The sequence below is a fragment of the Mycobacterium sp. 29Ha genome (assembly GCF_032883055.1).
Lineage (GTDB): Bacteria > Actinomycetota > Actinomycetes > Mycobacteriales > Mycobacteriaceae > Mycobacterium > Mycobacterium gallinarum.
This window is the reverse complement of sequence record NZ_JAMQTI010000002.1, coordinates 386,951-404,263: the sequence shown is the minus strand read 5'-3', so window position 1 is coordinate 404,263 and position 17,313 is coordinate 386,951. Positions and strand designations below refer to the sequence as shown.

The window sequence follows — 17,313 nt, the reverse complement described above, 5'->3', positions numbered from 1 at the left end:
TCCCTTTGGTCACCGGCCACCGAACTCCGGTGTGCGCTTCTCGCGGAACGCCGCGAGGCCTTCCTTGAAATCCTTGGTCCGACACGACAGTTCCAGGTTGAAGAGCTCCTGGTTCATCGTTTGCGGGAGCGTCGAGTCCAGCCCGTAGTGAATCGCCTGCTTGGCGAGCCCGATCGCGACGGTCGGTCCGGAGGCCAATCGGGTCAACAGCTCTGCGGCGACGTCGTCGAGTTCGGTATCGTCGGCGCAACGGTGGATGAGCCCCCATGCCACGGCGTCTGCTCCGTTGACCCTCTCACCGAGCAGCAGCATGCTCTTCGCGCGCGCCAACCCGACCAACCGGGGGAGCAGCCACGTCGACCCCGAATCCGGGCTGAAGCCGCGGTCCAGGAACGGCTCCCAGAACACGGCGTCGGTGCTGGCGACGGTGAAATCGGCGGCCAGTGCGAGGTTGCAGCCCAGGCCGGCGGCCCAGCCGCGCACGCTGCACACGACGGGCAGCTGGATTGAGTGGACCAGTTCGATCACGCGGTGCGCACCGTGTGGGACGCGGCGCACGAGGTCACCGGTGCGGGGACGCTCGCCGCTGTTGGCCGAAATCCAGTCGACGCCCGCGCAGAAATCGGTTCCGCCGCCGCGAATGTGGACGGCGCGAAGAGAGTCGTCGGTGGCGGCCTCGGTCAGTGCGTCGACGAACGCGTTCACCATCGGCGGGCTCAACGAGTTGCGCCGTGACGGGCGGTCGAGCGTGACGTGAAGGACGTCGTCCACGCGGGAAGTTGTCACCGCCCCGTCGTCGGTCACCGTTGCCTCCGCCCTTCCCTCGTTATACGGTTAGGCATACAGTATTGCTATCTTGTACAAGTTAGCAAGGAAAGCGTGCTGACGGAACAGGCGGCAGGCGAAAGGCGATTCATGGCCAAGGGCACCCCCCGTTTCGGTGAGCAACCGCTGCCTCAGACGGTGGCTGCCGCCGGGGCGCTGCGCCGGTTGACCGGGCTGCTGTTGTCGTTGGAACACGAGCACCCGATCGTCGATGCCATGGTTGCCCAGATCGCCGAATGGGAACGCGAGCTCGCGCCCGCCACACCGCGGGATCCCACTCCGCGCATCGGTCCGCAAAGTACCGAACAGCAACGCGTGTACCTCGACCACGCATTCGACGTCGGTGCGTACAACCCGTGCTTCCCCGAATACTGTTTCGATCACCTGGACGCCGATACCGCGTCCGGGCGCGTCACCTTCCCTGTGGTCTACGAAGGGCCGCCGGGTTTGGTCAACGGGGGGTTCCTGGCGGTGTTCTTCGACTGCATCACCCAACATCAGAGTTGCGCGTCGGGGCGCACCGGCAAGACACGCTCGCTGACGGTGACGTTCCGCCGGCCGACCCCGGTCCTCGTCGAGCTCGGGTTCGACGTCGTTCGCGCGGAAGCTGACGGCCGGGTCATCAGCACGGCTCGCCTGCGGTACGGCGACGAGGTGTTGTGCACCGGCGAATTCAGCACGGCTGCTTCGTCACCCGACAAACTGAGCGTCTTCGACTTCGGTCACCGGCGGGCGACGGACTGATGACCAGCGTGCAGCGGATTCGTCAGCCACGGGTCGCCGAGATCGTCGCATCGCGATTGCGTGACGAGATCCTGTCCGGGCGAATCAAAGAAGGCGACGTACTCCCGTCGCAGGACACTCTGCTCGCGGAATTCGGTGTCAGCCCGCCTGCGCTGCGCGAGGCGATTCACATCCTGGAGACCGACGGGTTGATCTCCGTGCGACGCGGGAACATGGGCGGCGCCGTCGTTCATCCGCCTTCGGCCGAGCGCACGGCGCACATGATCAGCATGGTGTTGCAGACACGGTCGGCCACACCCGCCGACGTGAGCGGCGCATTGATGCATATCGAGCCGATCTGCGCGGGCTTGTGTGCTGCCCGTGAAGATCGCATGACGGAGGTCGTCCCGTATCTGGAGGCGGAGATCAAAACGCAGACAGAGCAATTCGACAACCTGTCCCGCTACGTCCCCAACGCGCGCCGATTCCACGAGGCGCTGGTGTCGCGGTGTGGCAACGAGCCGATGATCCTGTTGATCGGCTCGTTGGAGCTGATCTGGTCGGCCCACGAGTCATCGGTGTGGAGCGACGAGGGTGACCCGATGCAGCACAAGACCATGCGGGCTGCTCTTCGCGATCACCAGCGGCTGCTGGATGCGATCCGCGACGGAAACGAGGCGCGCGCAGTGAAGCTCGCGCAGGACCATCTGTTCGCCGCCCGGCGCAACACGCTCGCGGTTGGTGCGGACAAAACCATTGAGGCCAAATTGATTTCGAATGCCGAGTGAAGGACTTCCGATGACCGACGACCGGGTGCTTTTCGACGTCGACCGCGACAAGCGCATCGCGACGATTACGTTCAACAACCCGAGCCAGCGCAACTCCTACGATGCGACGATGCGCGAGACGGTCGGAAGATATCTCGACCGGGTGGCCGAGGACGACGACCTGACCGTCGTGGTGTTACGTGGCGCCGAGGGGGTGTTCAGCACCGGCGCGGACATGAACAACGCATACGGCTGGTACGGCGATGCGGACGCACCCGAAGCCAAGCGCCGTCCGAGCCAGCGGCGTCGCCTGACCGTCGACCGCAAGTCGTTCGGCTTTTATCACAACCTGATGGGTTTCCCGAAGGTCACGGTGGGGGAGATCAGCGGCTACGCCCTCGGCGGCGGCTTCGAGATGGCGTTGATGACCGATATTTCCGTGATCGGCCGCACCACAAAAATCGGCATGCCCGCCACCCGGTTCCTCGGTCCCGCGCTGGGCAGCCTGCACATGTTCTTTCACCGCCTCGGCCCCGTGCTGGCGCGGCGACTCCTGCTCACCGGCGACATCATCGAGGCCGCCGCCGTCGAACACCTCGGCGTTTTCACCGAGACCTGCGATCCGGCGTCGGTCACCGCGAGGGCGCGGTACTGGGCCGAGAAGGCGGCGAAGATGCCTGCCGACGGAGTTGTCATCGCCAAGGAGGCGTTCCGCCTCGTCGAGCAGAGCCAGGCCTATCAGGGCGAGGAGGTGGCCAGCTATCTGTTCCACGCCTACGGGACAAACCTGCAGTTCGCGCCCGGTGAGTTCAACTTCGTCAAGACCCGTGCGCAGCACGGCACCAAGGAGGCGTTCCGGCTGCGCGACGAGCACTTCCACGTACCTGAGCCGGAGTGAGCACCCTCACCTACTGGGAAAGCAACACTCTCTGCTACTTTTGTAAAGTTACCTACGCCGAAACCCGAGGTTGAAAACATGTCCACACCCGTTATCGTCGGTGCAGCCAGGACGGCAATCGGCCGATCCTTCAAGGGGACGCTGGTCAACACCCCGCCCGAGACTCTGATCACCACCGTGCTGCCCGAGGTGGTCCGTCGGTCGGGTGTGGATCCCGCGGATATCGACGACATCATCTTTGCCGAGTCGCACTACGGGGGCGGCGATTTGGCGCGCTACGCCGCCGACGCGATGGGGCTACAACACGTTCCGGGCCAATCGGTGAACCGACACTGCGCAGGTAGCCTCACCGCGATCGGTAACGCAGCCGCGCAGATCGGCTCGGGCATGGAGCGTGTACTGATCGCAGGCGGCGTGCAGTCGCTGTCGATGACCCCGCTGACCAACTGGCGGATCCCGGGACCCGAGCTGAAGTTCGAGGAGCGGTGGATGCCGCCCACGCACGTCGAGACACCCGATGCGCCGGCCAAGGACATGTCGATCACGGTGGGTTGGAACACCGCGCAGTCGGTCGGCATCACCCGCGAGGAGATGGACGCCTGGGCGGCCCGGTCACACGAACGGGCCGTCGCCGCGCAGGATGCGGGCAAGTTCGGTGACGAGATCATCCCGATGAAGATCCAGCAGTTCGACGGATCGGTGGTCGACTTCAGCGTCGACGAGCATCCCCGCCGCGACACCACCGTCGAGAAGCTCGCCGGGCTCAAGGTGCTGCACCCGGAGATCGAGGGCTTCTCGATCACCGCGGGCAACAGCAGCGGCACCAACGATGCGGCTGCCGGCGTCGCGCTGGTCGAGCGCGGCTACGCCGAGGCCAACAACTTGTCGGTGATGGCCACCGTGAGGGCTTGGGGCGCAGCGGGTGTCCCCCCTCGCGACTGCGGGCTCGGTGCGGTGAAAGTGATCGGCAAGGTGCTCGACCGCGCCGGCTTGAAGCCGTCGGACATCACGCTGTGGGAGATCAACGAGGCCTTCGCATCGGTGCCGATCGCCGCATGCCGCGAGTACGGCATCGACGAGGAACTGGTCAACTTCTCCGGAAGCGGTTGCAGCCTCGGCCATCCCATCGCCGCCTCCGGTGCGCGGATGGTGACGACGCTTGTCTATGAACTGCAGCGGCGTGGCGGTGGCATCGGTATGGCCGCGATGTGCGCAGGCGGCGGCCAGGGCGGCGCAGTCATCATCGAGGTCTGAACCTTGCGATTTCGGTGTAGTTGGTCGCGGTGAGCGCGACCAACTACACCGAAATCGCTAGCGTTTGCGCGCCGGCTTCTTGGCCTCGTCGATCAGCCGGCCGGCATGATCGAGGATGCACTCGAGACCGAACTCGAAGTTCTTCTCGTCGGCCGCGCCGAGGTGGTGGCCCTTTTCGGTGACCAACGCAAGCAGCGGTGTGGATTCGCTGTCGATCGCCATGGCCTCGTCGAGATCGGCGGGACCGTCATCCGCCGCGCGGTTCTTCTCGCGCAGGCGTTGCAGCACCACCGAACCGCGGACGTGCACCGACACCGCGGAATACGTATCGAAGGCGTCATCGGCCGACAGGCCCGCCTCTGTCAGACTTGCGATCGCCTTCTCGACCTCTTGCACGCCGAGCCGCGCAGTACGGGGGCTCAGGGCGGATCGGATGAGGATCAGATCGCTGAGAATTGGGTTGCCCAGGAACGTCTTTCGCATCGAGCGGGCGTGATTGCGCAGTGTTTCGCGCCAGTCCTTCGCCTCGACGTACGGCGTCGCGAAGACGTATTGGCGTAGCGCCCGGTCGGTCATCGCGTTGAGTAGGTCGTCCTTCTTGCGGAAATACCAGTAGATGCTGGTCACGCCGACCCCGAGGTGCTTACCGAGCAGCGGCATGGACAGGTTGTCGATGCCCACTTCCTCGGCGAGTTCGAACGCACCCTTGATGATGTCGTCCGGATTGATCGACCCGCGCTCGCGCCGTGGACGCTTCTCGGCCGTCGCCTGCCTTGCCACGAACGGCACCTCCATTTCGACTGGTGGACTGAATGTACCGGCAATTGCCCTCTGATCTGCGTCTACGCAGGTGTGTCGGCCCTCCGCCCTTGCCGTCAAACGTACCGTTGCACCGTTTCGCTTCTTTACTGTAAGCCCTATAGTAAGTGTTTCTAGCGTGGCAGCGAAAGGCGAAGGGTGTCGGACGAAATCCTGACGGAGCGCCGGGGACGCGTCCTCGTCATCACGATCAATCGACCGGAAGCGCGAAATGCGGTCAACCTCGCCGTCAGTCAGGGCCTGGCCGACGCGGTCGATGAACTCGACGCGGACAAGGATCTATCGGTCGCCGTGTTGACCGGCGCGGGCGGCAACTTCTGTTCGGGCATGGATCTGAAGGCCTTCGCCGCAGGGGAGATGGTCGCGATTCCGGGTCGCGGCATCGGCTTCACCGAGCGGCCGCCACGCAAACCGCTGATCTCGGCAGTCGAAGGTTACGCGCTGGCCGGCGGCACCGAAGTCGTGCTCGCCACCGATCTGGTGGTCGCATCGAGGACGGCGAAGTTCGGCATCCCCGAGGTGAAGCGCGGCCTCGTGGCTGCCGGCGGCGGACTGCTACGTCTGCACAGGCGGATCCCGTACCAGAAGGCACTTCAGTTGGCGCTCACCGGTGAGAGCTTCACCGCCGAGCAGGCAGAAGCGTGGGGGTTCGTCAACGTGCTGACCGAACCGGGCGACGCGCTAGCCGGCGCAATCGAATTGGCCGAACAAATCACGGCCAACGGTCCGCTGGCGGTCGCCACCACCAAGGAGATCTTCGTCAAGTCTGTCGGCTGGAGCGAGGACGAGATGTGGAAGAAGCAACGCGAGTACATCGTTCCGATCTTCTCGTCGAACGACGCGAAAGAAGGCGCGATCGCGTTTGCCGAGAAGCGCGCACCCAACTGGACCGGCACCTGACCGCGCGCACGACATGGATCTCGGGTTGGCCAATTCGGCCGCAACGGATTTGGTCGAGCACGACGGCGTGACGGGAATGGTGCGCTGCGTCCGTTCCGCGCTACCGCTGCTGCGGAAGGCGCCGTTTCTCGTGTCGCGAAATTCGCACCTGACCGGTGCCAACGTCAACCTCGACGGCGGCAGCGACTTCACCCGAGACTTCACCTGAGGAGGCAGCAGTGGCCACAGCCAAAGAGGCCCGCGAGTGGGCCCGCGGCAATCTGCGCGGGATCGGCAATTCCCTCTACACGCCGTTCAGCGGTGACGACGGCGACGACATCGACTGGGACGCCTACCGAACATTGGTGCGCTACTGCGTAGGCGAGTTGCGCCACCCCATGCTCTGGTGCACCAGCGGCATCGCGGAGTTCTGGTCACTGACGATCGAGGAGCGAAAGCGGCTGCTGGAGGTCGCTATCGAAGAGGGACGGGCCGCCGACCCCGGTGTCGTCGTGCAAGCATGCACCGCCGCGATGTCGGCGAAGGACTGCCTGGAACTGACGTTGCACGCGCAGCAGGCCGGTGCCGACATCGTCTACATCCAGACGCCGATGATGGAGGCGCACGGCGGAGCCGGAGTTCTACGGTTCTTCCAATACATCGCCGACCGCAGCGATATCGCGTTGGGCATGTTCAATTCGCCATCATCGGGTTACGTCTTGACGCCCGCCGAGGGCGCGCGGATCTACGACGAGATACCCGCGGTGTGCGCGACCAAGGAAGGCGCCTTCCGGCCCACGGCCAGCCGGCAGCTTCACGGCCTCGCTCCAGACCTGACGATCTGGGAATGCGAGACGACCGTCTACCGAGCCGGGTGGCTGCGCGCGGGGATCGTCGGACCCGCGCAACTGGGCACGTCGGGCTATCTCTACGAAACCCCGCAGCATCGAGTGTTCTCCGAATACTGGGAGCTCGTGTGGAGCGACAAATTGTCCGACGCGATCGACTACGCGGAGAGGTCGGGTATCGACCAGTTCACCGTCGACATCGGAGGATGCTTCACGTGCTATCCGGGGCGGCCGGACTATTTCACCCACTGGGGCGGGGCGTTCAAGTACGCGGCATCGGTGCTCGGACTCCCCATCGGTTCATACCCCCACTCGCGGCCGCCGCAGGCCGAGCTTTCACAGGAGGCGAAAAGCCGGATCGACGCAGCGTATAGGCGATTCGGGTTGGTCGGCTGATGAGGCACCAGACGGTTGCGGAAGGCGCTACCGATAGGTGTACAGTATGCACATACATCCAGTTCTAAGCGCCTGAGGAGGGCTGACGGGTGAGCGTTGAAGACCGCGTCGCCGACCCCGTTGCCGCCCGCGAGGCCGAACCGGTGCTCTACGAGGTGCGCGATACCGGCGTCGCGGTCCTGACGCTCAACCGGCCCGAACGCATGAATGGTTGGGGTGGCGGTCTGGCCACGACGTTCTACCTGCGTCTCGACGACGCCGAGGCCGATCCCGATGTTCGTGCCATCGTCGTCACCGGCCGGGGCCGCGCCTTCTGCGCAGGCGCGGACATGGGTGACCTCAGCTCGATCAGCGCCGCCACCGTCGACGCCGCAGCGGACACCGACGTCGGCAAGTTGGTCGGTGCGCGTCATCCTCACTTCACGACCACGATGCGCAAGCCGGTCATCGCGGCAATCAACGGCGCGTGCGCAGGCATGGGTATGACGATGGCATTGATGTGCGATGTGCGGTTCGCTGCAGACGGTGCGAAATTCACCACGTCCTTCGCCCGACGGGGTCTGATCGCGGAGTACGGGATCTCCTGGATCCTGCCGCGCATCGTCGGTCAGGGTGTTGCACTGGACCTGCTGCTGTCCGGTCGCGTCTTCCTGGCCGACGAGGCGGCGCACCTCGGCCTGGTCAAAGAGGTCGTCGCACCAGACGAGTTGCTGCCGCGGGCGATCGCCTATGCCGAGGACATCGCCGCCAATTGCGCGCCCAGCTCGCTGGCGGTGATCAAGCAACAGGTGTACGCAGACACCATGCGCGAAGTATTGGATGCCAGCGACGATGCCGAGAAGCTGATGCACGAATCCATGCAGCGTCCCGATTTCATCGAAGGCATCACGAGCTTCTTCGAAAAGCGTCAGCCCAATTTCCCGCCTTTGAAAGGACAGGAATCGTGAAAGCCCTGGACTACATGGCCATCGACGTCGACAACCACTATTACGAGACGATCGACTCGTGCACACGCCACCTGCCCAAGGAGTTCAAGCGCCGCGGCGTGCAGATGCTGACCGAGGGCAAGCGCACGTTCGCCGTCATGGGTGGCGTGGTCAATCACTTCATCCCGAATCCGACATTTGATCCGATCATCGAACCGGGCTGCCTGGATCTGTTGTTCCGCGGCGAAATCCCCGAAGGCGTCGATCCGGCATCACTGATGAAGGTCGACCGGTTGCCCGATCATCCCGAGTATCAGAATCGCGACGCCAGGGTGAAGATTCTCGACAAGCAGAACCTCGAAACCGTATTCATGCTGCCAACTTTCGCGTGCGGCGTGGAGGAAGCCCTCAAGCACGACATCGACGCGACCATGGCCACGGTGCACGCGTTCAATCTTTGGCTGGACGAGGACTGGGGCTTCGATCGCCCCGATCACCGGTTTCTGTCGGCGCCGATCATCTCGCTGGCCGATCCGGACAAGGCTGTGGAAGAGGTCGAGTTCGTCCTGTCCCGCGGCGCCAAGAACGTCTGTGTGCGGCCCGCGCCGGTCCCGGGCCGGGTCAAGCCACGCTCTCTGGGCGACCCGTTGCACGATCCGGTGTGGGCCCGGCTGGCCGAGGCCGGCGTTCCGGTGATCTTCCACCTGTCCGACAGCGGCTATCTCGCGATCGCGGCATTGTGGGGCGGCAAGGCCACGTTCGAGGGATTCGGCAAGAAGGATCCGTTGGACCAGGTGCTGCTCGACGACCGCGCCATCCACGACGCGATGGCCTCGATGATCGTGCATCAGGTCTTCACCCGGCACCCGAAACTCAAGGTCGCGAGCATCGAGAACGGCTCGTATTTCGTCTACCGGTTGATCAAACGGCTCAAGAAGGCTGCCAACACCGCGCCGTACCACTTCAAAGAAGATCCGGTCGAACAGCTGAAGAACAACGTCTGGATCGCGCCGTACTACGAGGACGACGTCAAGGAGCTCGCCGCAACGATCGGTGTCGACAAGATCCTGTTCGGCTCGGACTGGCCCCACGGCGAGGGTCTGGCCGATCCGATGACCTTCACCGCCGACATCCCGCAGTTCCCCGAGTTCAGCTACGAGGACACCCGGAAGGTGATGCGCGACAACGCACTCGAACTGCTTGGTGCGAACGTGACGGCTTCCGCCTAGCCATGGGCGAATGGACCATCGGGGCGGTGCTCGACGCGATCGCCGAGGCCGTACCCGACCGGCTGATGACCGTCTGTGGAACACGCCGCAGCACGTTCGGCGAATCGGCGGAACGGACCCGTCGACTGGCCAATTTTCTGGCCGCCCAGGGCTTGGGCGCACACCGGGAACGGGACGAGCTGCAGAACTGGGAGTGCGGACAGGATCGCGTCGCACTGGTCATGCACAACGATCTCTACCCCGACGCGGTCATCGGCTCGTTGAAGGCGCGAACCGTGCCGGTCAACGTCAACTACAACTACGCCCCGCGCGAGGTTGCCGAACTGCTGGAGTACCTGCAACCGCGGGCGGTGATCTATCACCGCTCGTTCGGGCCCACGTTCGCCGACGTGCTCCCGCCTGCCGCGGCGGACGTGATGATCGCGGTGGACGACGACAGCACCGTCCCGTTCCTGCCCGGCGCCATCAGCTTCGACGATGCTCTGGCGCAGGGCGATACGGACCACGATCTCGCGCCTTCACCGGACGACGTGATGATGGTGTGCACCGGCGGGACGACCGGCCGCCCGAAGGGTGTGATGTGGCGGCAGAGCGACACCTACGTGGTGTCCATGAACGGTGCCGACCACGAGACCGTCGACGAGATTCACGCCAAGCTCGGATTCGAAGGCCAGCCGTGGTTCGCGGTGTCCCCGCTGATGCATGCGGCGGGTATGTGGACGGCATTCGCGGGACTGCTCAACGGGTTGCCGATCGTCCTCTACGACAAGACACGCTTCGACCCGCGTGCGGTACTGGAGACCGCCGAGCGTGAGAAGGTCGGGATGATGACGATGGTCGGTGACGCCTACGCGGCCCCGCTGGTCGAGGAACTGCGCGCCGGTTCCTACGATCTGTCGTCGATGTATGCGATCGGCACCGGCGGAGCGGCGACCAATCCGAAACACCAAGAGGCTCTTCTGGAATTGCTGCCGCAGATCACCCTGATCAACGGATACGGCTCGTCGGAGACCGGGAACGTGGGCTTCGGGCGCAGCCAGCACGGAGACCAGAAGGACACGTTCGTACTCAGGGAGGGCGCGCTGGTCCTGTCTGAGAACTACAGCCGCTTCCTGCAACCGGGGGAGCAGGAAGTCGGCTTCGTCGCGCGTGCGGGGCGTATCCCGCTGGGGTACTTCGACGACGAGGCCGCCACCCGCAAGACGTTCCCCGTCGTCGAGGGGCGGCGGGTGGTGATCTCCGGGGACCGTGGCTCGCTGGCTGCCGATGGCTCGCTGCAGTTGTTCGGCCGAGATTCCCTTGTCGTCAACACCGGAGGCGAGAAGGTCTTCGTCGAAGAAGTCGAGGAAGTGCTGCGCGCCTGTTCGGGCGTGGCCGACGCGTTGGTGGTCGGGCGTCCGAGCGACCGCTGGGGTGAAGAACTCGTCGCCCTCGTGGCCCTGAAGGAGGCCGTCGATGTCACCCCGGAACAGCTTCATCGTCAGTGCACGTCGCATCTCGCGCGGTTCAAGGCGCCGAAGGAGTTCATCATCGTGGATCAGGTCCGTCGGCTCGGAAACGGTAAGCCGGACTACCGCTGGGCGAAAGCCGCTGCCGTGCAAGAGGCGTCGCTGACGTGAGCACGAGAGCGATTGATTGTCTGGTCAACGTCCACTTCGGCGAGACCGAGAAGCAGCCCGAGTTCATGCTCAAGGTGCGTGACGACTACTTCAAGGGACCCCAGTCCCTCTATGGCCAGGTCGAGCTCGCGCAGCTACTCGAGGAGATGGACGAGCGCGGCGTGGAGAAGGCCATCCTGATGGACAACCTGACTAAGCCGTCGGTGACGGCCCGCAAGTTCGTCGATCAGCGCCCCGACAAATTCGCCCTCGCCATGGGCGGGGTGAACCTGCTGCGCCCCATGCCGTCGCTGCGAGAACTCACCGCCGTCGTGCGGGATATGCCGGTGGCGTATACCGCAGTGGGGCCCAGCTTTTGGGGCGACGGCCAATACCCGCCGAGCGACGCAGTGTATTACCCGCTCTACACCAAATGCGCTGAGCTCGGGCTGCCGCTGTGCGTGAACACCGGGCTGCCGGGGCCGCCGATCCCGGGGGAGGCGCAGAACCCGATTCACCTCGACCGGGTCTGCGTGCGATTCCCCGAGTTGAAACTCTGCATGATTCACGGGGCCGACCCGTGGTGGGATGTCGCGATCCGACTGATGATCAAGTACAAGAACCTGCGACTGATGACGTCGGCGTGGTCGCCGAAGCGACTGCCGGACAGCCTGCTGCACTACATGCGCACCCGCGGACCCGACAAGGTGATCTTCGCTTCGGACTGGCCGGTGCTGAGAATGCATCGGGTGGTGCCCGAGGCGCTGGCGCTGGACCTGCCAGCCGAGGTGCTGGACAACTACCTCTACAACAACGCACAGGATTTCTTTTTCGGGCCCCGAGAGGAGCAGTGACGATGGACCGTTACGAACTGCGAAGGCTGGACTACAGCCTGTCGGACGACCACGAGGCGATACAGTCCGCGTATCGGGAATTCTTCAAGACTCACTGCCCGATCGAAACCGTCCGCGCCGCCGAGGAATCCGGCTTCGACAAGAGTCTGTGGGAACGCCTGTGCGCCATGGGGGCAACCAGCATGGCGCTGGCCGAATCCAGCGGAGGAGACGGCGCCACACTCGTCGACCTGACCCTGGTGGCCGAGGAACTCGGCCGGGCGCTGGCTCCGGTTCCGTGGATCGATCACATCTGTGCAGCGCGCCTGCAAGCACGGCTCGGCACGGTAGAACCCGACGTGGTCAACGGTAAGCAGCTCGTTGCGCTCGATCCTCGACACGACAACGTGTCGGGTGTCCGGCTGATCCCGACCGGCTCGATCGCGGATCGCATCATCGTCCGCGACGGGGACGACGTGGTGTGCCTGACGTTCGGAACCCGACCGGCGAAGGTCGACAACATCGGCAAGATGCCAATGGCATGGGTCGATCCCAACGCGGCCGATGACCGTACCGTCCTGGGCAGTGGTCCGGAGGCGTTGACCGAATATCAACGTGCACTCGACGAATGGCGGGTGCTCACCGCTGCAGCGCTTGTCGGACTCGTCGAGGAGACGATGACCATCGCCGCCGAGTTCGCCAAGTCCCGCTACACACTCGGCGTCCCGATCTCGACGCTGCAGGGCATCTCGCATCCGCTCGCCAACATCGCCATCACGGTGCAGGGCGGACGCAACCTGGCGCGGCGGGCCGCGTGGTTCCTCGACAACGAGCCCGACGAACGTCCGGAATTGGCACCGTCGGCGTTCGTGTTCATGGCCGAAGAAGCCTCGAAGGCGGCGACGATGGCGGTTCACGTTCAAGGCGGTCTTGGTGTTTCGGCCGAAGCCGCCGCCACCGCCTATCTGGTGCGGGCCCGTGGATGGTCACTGGCCGGCGGCGATCCGGGCGTCACCGCCAAGTACGTCGCCGAAATCGTCGTGGCCCGGGAAAGCAGATAGGTACCGCCATGGATTTTTCACGGGTCGAACTCTCCGACGACGATCAGGCCTTCCTCGACGAGGTGCGTGGCTTCCTGCGCACCCACGTCACCGATGAGGTGATCCGCCGCGATCGCGAGACCGGCGACAACTTCGACGAGGGTGTGCACCTCGCCCTGGGCAAAGCGGGCTACCTCGAGAAGGAATGGAAGCCGGAATCGGAGGGCGGTTTCGATCGCCTCCGGGCCCGAATCTGGGCTCTGGAGAAGCGCCGCGCCCACGTGCCGTGGGTCACCTCGGGCACCACCGCCATGATCGCGCGCTCGGTCGAGAAGTTCGGTTCCCCCGAGCTCAAAGCCGAAGTGATGCCGCAGGTTTACAGCGGCCACGCCCGACTCTGTCTTGGATACACCGAACCCGAGGGTGGGTCCGACGTCGCGACGTGCAAGACCCGTGCGGTGCGTGACGGCAACGGGTGGGTGATCAACGGATCGAAGATGTTCACCACCGGTGCACACAACTGCCAGTACGTCTTCCTGATCACCAATACCGACCCGACGGCGCCGAAGCACAAGAGCCTGACCATGTTTCTCGTCCCGCTCGATTCGCCCGGCATCGAGATCCAGGGCGTACGTACCGTCGACGGTGACCGCACGAACATCGTCTACTACAGCGATGTGCGCGTCGACGACAAGTACCGGCTGGGAGAGGTCAACGGCGGCTGGACGGTGGTGCGTGAACCGCTCAACGTCGAACACGGTGCGGTGGAAGCCGCGAAGGACGGTCTGCAGGATGTGTCGATCATGATGCACCAGGCCGGGTTCATGGCTGCCGCAGTCGACAAGGCGGCCGCCAAGGTCGACGAGACAGGCCCCGACGGCCGCCGCCTGATCGACGACGGTTCGGTCGCATACCGACTGGGGCGAAGCGTCGCTCGAATGGAGGCGGCCCTGAGCGCGCCGAGCATCTTCGGACGCGTCGCGCTCGCCCAGACGATGCGCGACATCTCACCGGATCTGATGGACATCCTTGGCACGGCAGCGTCACTGCCGATCGGCGCCGACGGGGCGGCCGATGACGGGGCCGCCGAATATGTCTTCCGGTTCGCGCCGCTGGTCGGCATCTACGGTGGCACTCTCGAGGTGTTCCGAAACATGATCGCGCAGTACGTGCTTGGCCTCGGTAAACCGGCATACGCACCGGTGACCAAGAAGGCGTCGTAGTATGCCCTCGCCGCGTCGGGCTCTCGTCATGGGGGCGAGCGGGTTCGTCGGCTCCCATGTCACTCGCAAGCTCGTCGAGCGCGGCGACGACGTGCGGGTGTACCTCCGCAAGTCCAGCAAGACGCTGGGGATCGACGACCTCGACGTCGCACGATGCTACGGCGACCTGTACGACGAGGCAGCCTTGCGGGCTGCGATGGCCGACCGCGACGTCGTCTACTACTGCGTGGTCGACACGCGATTCCACCTGCGCGACCCAGCACCGCTTTTCGAAACGAACGTCAACTGCCTGCAACGGGTGCTCGATATCGCCACCGAGGCCGATCTGTATCGGTTCGTGTTCTGCAGCACCATCGGCACGATCGCCCTCGGCGAAGGCCGCCCGGCGACCGAAGACGATGCGTTCAATTGGCCAGGGGTGGGCGGACCCTATATCGAGTCGCGCCTTAAGGCGGAAGATATGGTGCTGCGCTATGCCCGCGAACGGGGATTGCCTGCAATCGCGTTGAATGTGTCCAACCCGTATGGGCCGCTGGACTGGCAGCCGAATCAAGGATTGATGGTGAAACTGGCTGCCCAAGGCAAGCTTCCGGTTTTCGTCAAAGGCGTGTCCACCGAGGTCGTCGGGATCGAAGATGTCGCCGACGCGTTCCTGCTCGCCGCCGACCACGGAAGGGTGGGAGAGCGCTACATCGTCTCCGAGACATACATGCCGATGCGGGAACTGCTGACGACCGCTGCGGACGAGGTCGGTGCGCGACCGCCGCGCTTCGGCATCCCGCTCGCGGTGATGTACGCCGCGGGCTTCCTCAACGGCGCGGTGTCCCGACTGCTGCGACGTGATCCCGTCATCGATGTGACGGGCGTGCGTCTGCTACACACCACATCGCCTGCGGACCACGGCAAGGCGACGCGCGAACTCGGCTGGAAGCCGCGCCCTGCCGCGGAATCGATTCGCAAGGCGGCAAGGTTCCACGTCGACCATGCCAAGGATGTAGCCCGCCGCGGCTGAGCCGGTCGGCATGCCGCGAACCGGCGAGATAGCCGGCTATGCGTTGGACAGCACGGGCGGCTCGAGCGCCGCTGGATCCGGGTTCGCGATCGGCAGTCCCATGAACCGCCGCGCGTTGTCGCCCATGAAGTCGTACGTACGCCGCTCGTCCATGCCCTCGGCGTACTTCCAAAACCCCTTCGGCTCCGCAAGTCCTTCCGGGTGCGGATAGTCGGAGCCGAACAGCACCTTGTCCCAGCCGACGGTTGTCACGACGTCGGACACACACCCCTCCCAGAACGGGCTCACCCAGATGTTGCGGCGGAATACGTCGTGTGGATGCTCGGGAAAGTTCTGCGGCATCTTCTTGTAGAGGTCCTCGAAGTCGTTGAACAACGGGAAGATCCACGAGCTGCCGTTCTCGACACTGGCGATGCGCAACTTCGGGAACCGGGTCAGCGTTCCGTGACAGATGAGGGCGGCGATCATGTCGGAGATCTCCCGGTGCCCCAGCACCATCCAGCGGAATGCGCTTTGCGCCATGAAGTTCTGCGTGTAGGGCGGCTCCCATTTGGCGACGTAGTCGTCGAGTGGGGGATAGCTGGCGTGCAGGACGACTGGCAGGCCAGCGGCCTCGACATCGCGCCAGAACGGGTCGAACTCGGGTAGCGCCGGTGAACGCCAGCCGCGGATGCCGTTGACGGGGCCGGGTTTGATCAGCACGACCTTGACGTCGTTGGCGAGCAGGTACTCCAGCTCGCGCTGGGCGCCGTCGACCTCGGAGAGGTTGATGATGGGCGTCGAGAACACGCGGTTCTGGTAGTCGAACGTCCACTGCTCGAGGATCCACTGGTTGAGTGCGTGAATGACGGCCAGCGACAGCTCGGGGTCATCGGCGGTCGCGTGCTCGATGAGGCTGGCCAGCGTCGGGTAGTTCAACGCCTCGACGACACCCTGACGGTCCAGTTCGGCAACGCGGTCGGCAGGGTTGCGGGTCGCGGCGGGCGCGTTGATCGCCGGCCCCTGCATTTCGCGCAGCGTGAGACCTTCGGTGTTCTCGCCCGCGAAGAACTTCTCGTGGGCACCCGGCGCAGCGACACGCTCGAACGTGGGGTTGGGGATGAAGTCGTTGACCCTGTTGTTGATCACGATCCGAGTGTGTCGACCGAACTGTGCGAATTGCACAGCGCGCGAGTACTTGTCGGGCAGGAACTTCGTCAGCGACTCAGGCGTCTCGTACATGTGCTGGTCCGCGTCGAAGATCGGCGCTCCGGTGAACTGGGTCATGGTCACTTTCACTTGGGCAGGGTCGTGGTGCCGGTTGGCGCGCCCCGCGCGATCACCATCGGCATCGACGTTGACGAATCGGTGCTCAGGATCGTGTGCACCACGTCGACGAGGTCCTCGACGGGCATCAACTTGCCGGGCATGCAGCCACGCGACACCCACAGCGGAAACGCCATTGTCGCGAGTTCCTTGTCCCAGCCGTCGGTCATGCCCGTCTGGCCGTCACCTTCGCCGCCGGAGCACTCGCCGACGACGAGACAGGTGAACCCGATGTTCGGATGCTCGGCCCGCCACGATTCGGCGAGTCGCTCGAGCGTCGACTTGCTCACGCCGTAGGCGCCGAGGCCCGGCCACGGCGGCCCGTACGTGCCCGCGTCTGAGGATAGATAGACCACCTTGCCCTTGGACTCCGCGAGGTGTGGCACCGCTGCGGCGGTGGCCAGCGCCGCACCGATCACGTTGGTGTCAAAGATGCGTCGCCACGTCTCGGCGTCGGTGTCAACGAGGCGCACCAGAGGCCCGACGGCGGGGGTGTACACGAGGTTGTCGATCCCGCCGAGTGCTTCCGCGGCGGCATCGATGGCACCCCGGACCGACGATTCGTCGGTGATATCGCACTCTAGGGCGACGGCGCCGGGCCCGGATTCCTCGGCCGCGGCTTCGAGACGCTTGACGCGCCTCGCGAGCAGCGCTACCCGCCCACCCCTCCGGGCCAGGCCCACCCCGATGCAACGCCCGAGGCCGCTCGACGCCCCTATTACGACGGTTTTGGACATC

18 protein-coding genes are annotated in these 17,313 nt (G+C 64.7%); 14 read left to right on the top strand and 4 right to left on the bottom strand.

The genetic code is table 11. The annotated features are described in order from the left end of the window. Nucleotides 1-9: 9 nt before the first annotated feature. The gene (locus M1248_RS04550) at nt 10-804 is read right to left on the bottom strand and encodes an enoyl-CoA hydratase/isomerase family protein (RefSeq protein WP_163725424.1); all 795 of its coding nucleotides are present in this window, start codon (nt 802-804) and stop codon (nt 10-12) included. A gap of 111 nt (nt 805-915) precedes the next feature. Here M1248_RS04550 and M1248_RS04545 point away from each other — a divergent pair, with 111 nt between their 5' ends. The 4 genes from M1248_RS04545 to M1248_RS04530 all read left to right on the top strand — a co-directional run bounded on the left by M1248_RS04545 (nt 916) and on the right by M1248_RS04530 (nt 4,467). Then, a complete protein-coding gene (locus M1248_RS04545) occupies nt 916-1,569 on the top strand; it encodes a hypothetical protein (protein WP_163736838.1) in 654 nt (217 codons plus the stop codon). Further along, the gene (locus M1248_RS04540; protein WP_163725427.1) at nt 1,569-2,336 is read left to right on the top strand and encodes a FadR/GntR family transcriptional regulator; all 768 of its coding nucleotides are present in this window, start codon (nt 1,569-1,571) and stop codon (nt 2,334-2,336) included. The genes M1248_RS04545 and M1248_RS04540 overlap by 1 nt, the downstream gene beginning before the upstream one ends. A gap of 10 nt (nt 2,337-2,346) precedes the next feature. Beyond that, on the top strand, nt 2,347-3,213 hold the full coding sequence (locus tag M1248_RS04535; protein WP_232076059.1) for an enoyl-CoA hydratase/isomerase family protein: 867 nt from the start codon (nt 2,347-2,349) through the stop codon (nt 3,211-3,213). 78 nt (nt 3,214-3,291) lie between these two features. After that, nucleotides 3,292-4,467 (top strand): thiolase family protein, encoded by a 1,176-nt coding sequence (locus M1248_RS04530; protein ID WP_163725433.1) that lies wholly within the window; start codon nt 3,292-3,294, stop codon nt 4,465-4,467. Between the two features lie 57 nt (nt 4,468-4,524). On the opposite strand, the gene M1248_RS04525 is transcribed toward M1248_RS04530, so the two are convergent. Then, the gene (locus M1248_RS04525; protein ID WP_317147661.1) at nt 4,525-5,247 is read right to left on the bottom strand and encodes a TetR/AcrR family transcriptional regulator C-terminal domain-containing protein; all 723 of its coding nucleotides are present in this window, start codon (nt 5,245-5,247) and stop codon (nt 4,525-4,527) included. A gap of 177 nt (nt 5,248-5,424) precedes the next feature. On the opposite strand from M1248_RS04525, the gene M1248_RS04520 reads away from it, so the two are divergent. The 10 genes from M1248_RS04520 to M1248_RS04475 all read left to right on the top strand — a co-directional run bounded on the left by M1248_RS04520 (nt 5,425) and on the right by M1248_RS04475 (nt 15,270). After that, on the top strand, nt 5,425-6,186 hold the full coding sequence (locus tag M1248_RS04520; protein ID WP_317147660.1) for a crotonase/enoyl-CoA hydratase family protein: 762 nt from the start codon (nt 5,425-5,427) through the stop codon (nt 6,184-6,186). 25 nt (nt 6,187-6,211) lie between these two features. After that, the gene (locus M1248_RS04515) at nt 6,212-6,394 is read left to right on the top strand and encodes a hypothetical protein (RefSeq protein WP_317147659.1); all 183 of its coding nucleotides are present in this window, start codon (nt 6,212-6,214) and stop codon (nt 6,392-6,394) included. A gap of 10 nt (nt 6,395-6,404) precedes the next feature. Continuing rightward, nucleotides 6,405-7,409: a dihydrodipicolinate synthase family protein gene (locus M1248_RS04510; RefSeq protein ID WP_163725440.1), complete on the top strand. Its 1,005-nt coding sequence runs from the start codon at nt 6,405-6,407 to the stop codon at nt 7,407-7,409. Nucleotides 7,410-7,498: 89 nt separating this feature from the next. Beyond that, complete coding sequence (locus M1248_RS04505) at nt 7,499-8,356, top strand: enoyl-CoA hydratase (RefSeq protein ID WP_317147658.1); 858 nt, start codon at nt 7,499-7,501, stop codon at nt 8,354-8,356. 14 nt (nt 8,357-8,370) lie between these two features. Continuing rightward, a complete protein-coding gene (locus M1248_RS04500; RefSeq protein ID WP_317147687.1) occupies nt 8,371-9,564 on the top strand; it encodes an amidohydrolase family protein in 1,194 nt (397 codons plus the stop codon). 2 nt (nt 9,565-9,566) lie between these two features. Continuing rightward, nucleotides 9,567-11,183 (top strand): acyl-CoA synthetase, encoded by a 1,617-nt coding sequence (locus tag M1248_RS04495; protein ID WP_317147657.1) that lies wholly within the window; start codon nt 9,567-9,569, stop codon nt 11,181-11,183. Next, nucleotides 11,180-12,016 (top strand): amidohydrolase family protein, encoded by an 837-nt coding sequence (locus M1248_RS04490; protein ID WP_317147656.1) that lies wholly within the window; start codon nt 11,180-11,182, stop codon nt 12,014-12,016. Before M1248_RS04495 ends, M1248_RS04490 begins: the two co-directional genes overlap by 4 nt. Before the next feature lie 2 nt (nt 12,017-12,018). Next, the gene (locus M1248_RS04485; RefSeq protein ID WP_163725454.1) at nt 12,019-13,056 is read left to right on the top strand and encodes an acyl-CoA dehydrogenase family protein; all 1,038 of its coding nucleotides are present in this window, start codon (nt 12,019-12,021) and stop codon (nt 13,054-13,056) included. An 8-nt stretch (nt 13,057-13,064) separates the two neighbouring features. Beyond that, complete coding sequence (locus M1248_RS04480) at nt 13,065-14,258, top strand: acyl-CoA dehydrogenase family protein (RefSeq protein WP_163725457.1); 1,194 nt, start codon at nt 13,065-13,067, stop codon at nt 14,256-14,258. Between the two features lies 1 nt (nt 14,259). After that, on the top strand, nt 14,260-15,270 hold the full coding sequence (locus M1248_RS04475; RefSeq protein WP_317147655.1) for an NAD-dependent epimerase/dehydratase family protein: 1,011 nt from the start codon (nt 14,260-14,262) through the stop codon (nt 15,268-15,270). 36 nt (nt 15,271-15,306) lie between these two features. Here the strand turns inward: M1248_RS04475 and M1248_RS04470 are convergent, their stop codons facing one another. Further along, complete coding sequence (locus M1248_RS04470) at nt 15,307-16,536, bottom strand: amidohydrolase family protein (RefSeq protein ID WP_317147686.1); 1,230 nt, start codon at nt 16,534-16,536, stop codon at nt 15,307-15,309. An 8-nt stretch (nt 16,537-16,544) separates the two neighbouring features. Continuing rightward, nucleotides 16,545-17,312: an SDR family oxidoreductase gene (locus tag M1248_RS04465; protein WP_317147654.1), complete on the bottom strand. Its 768-nt coding sequence runs from the start codon at nt 17,310-17,312 to the stop codon at nt 16,545-16,547. Nucleotide 17,313 lies beyond the last annotated feature (1 nt).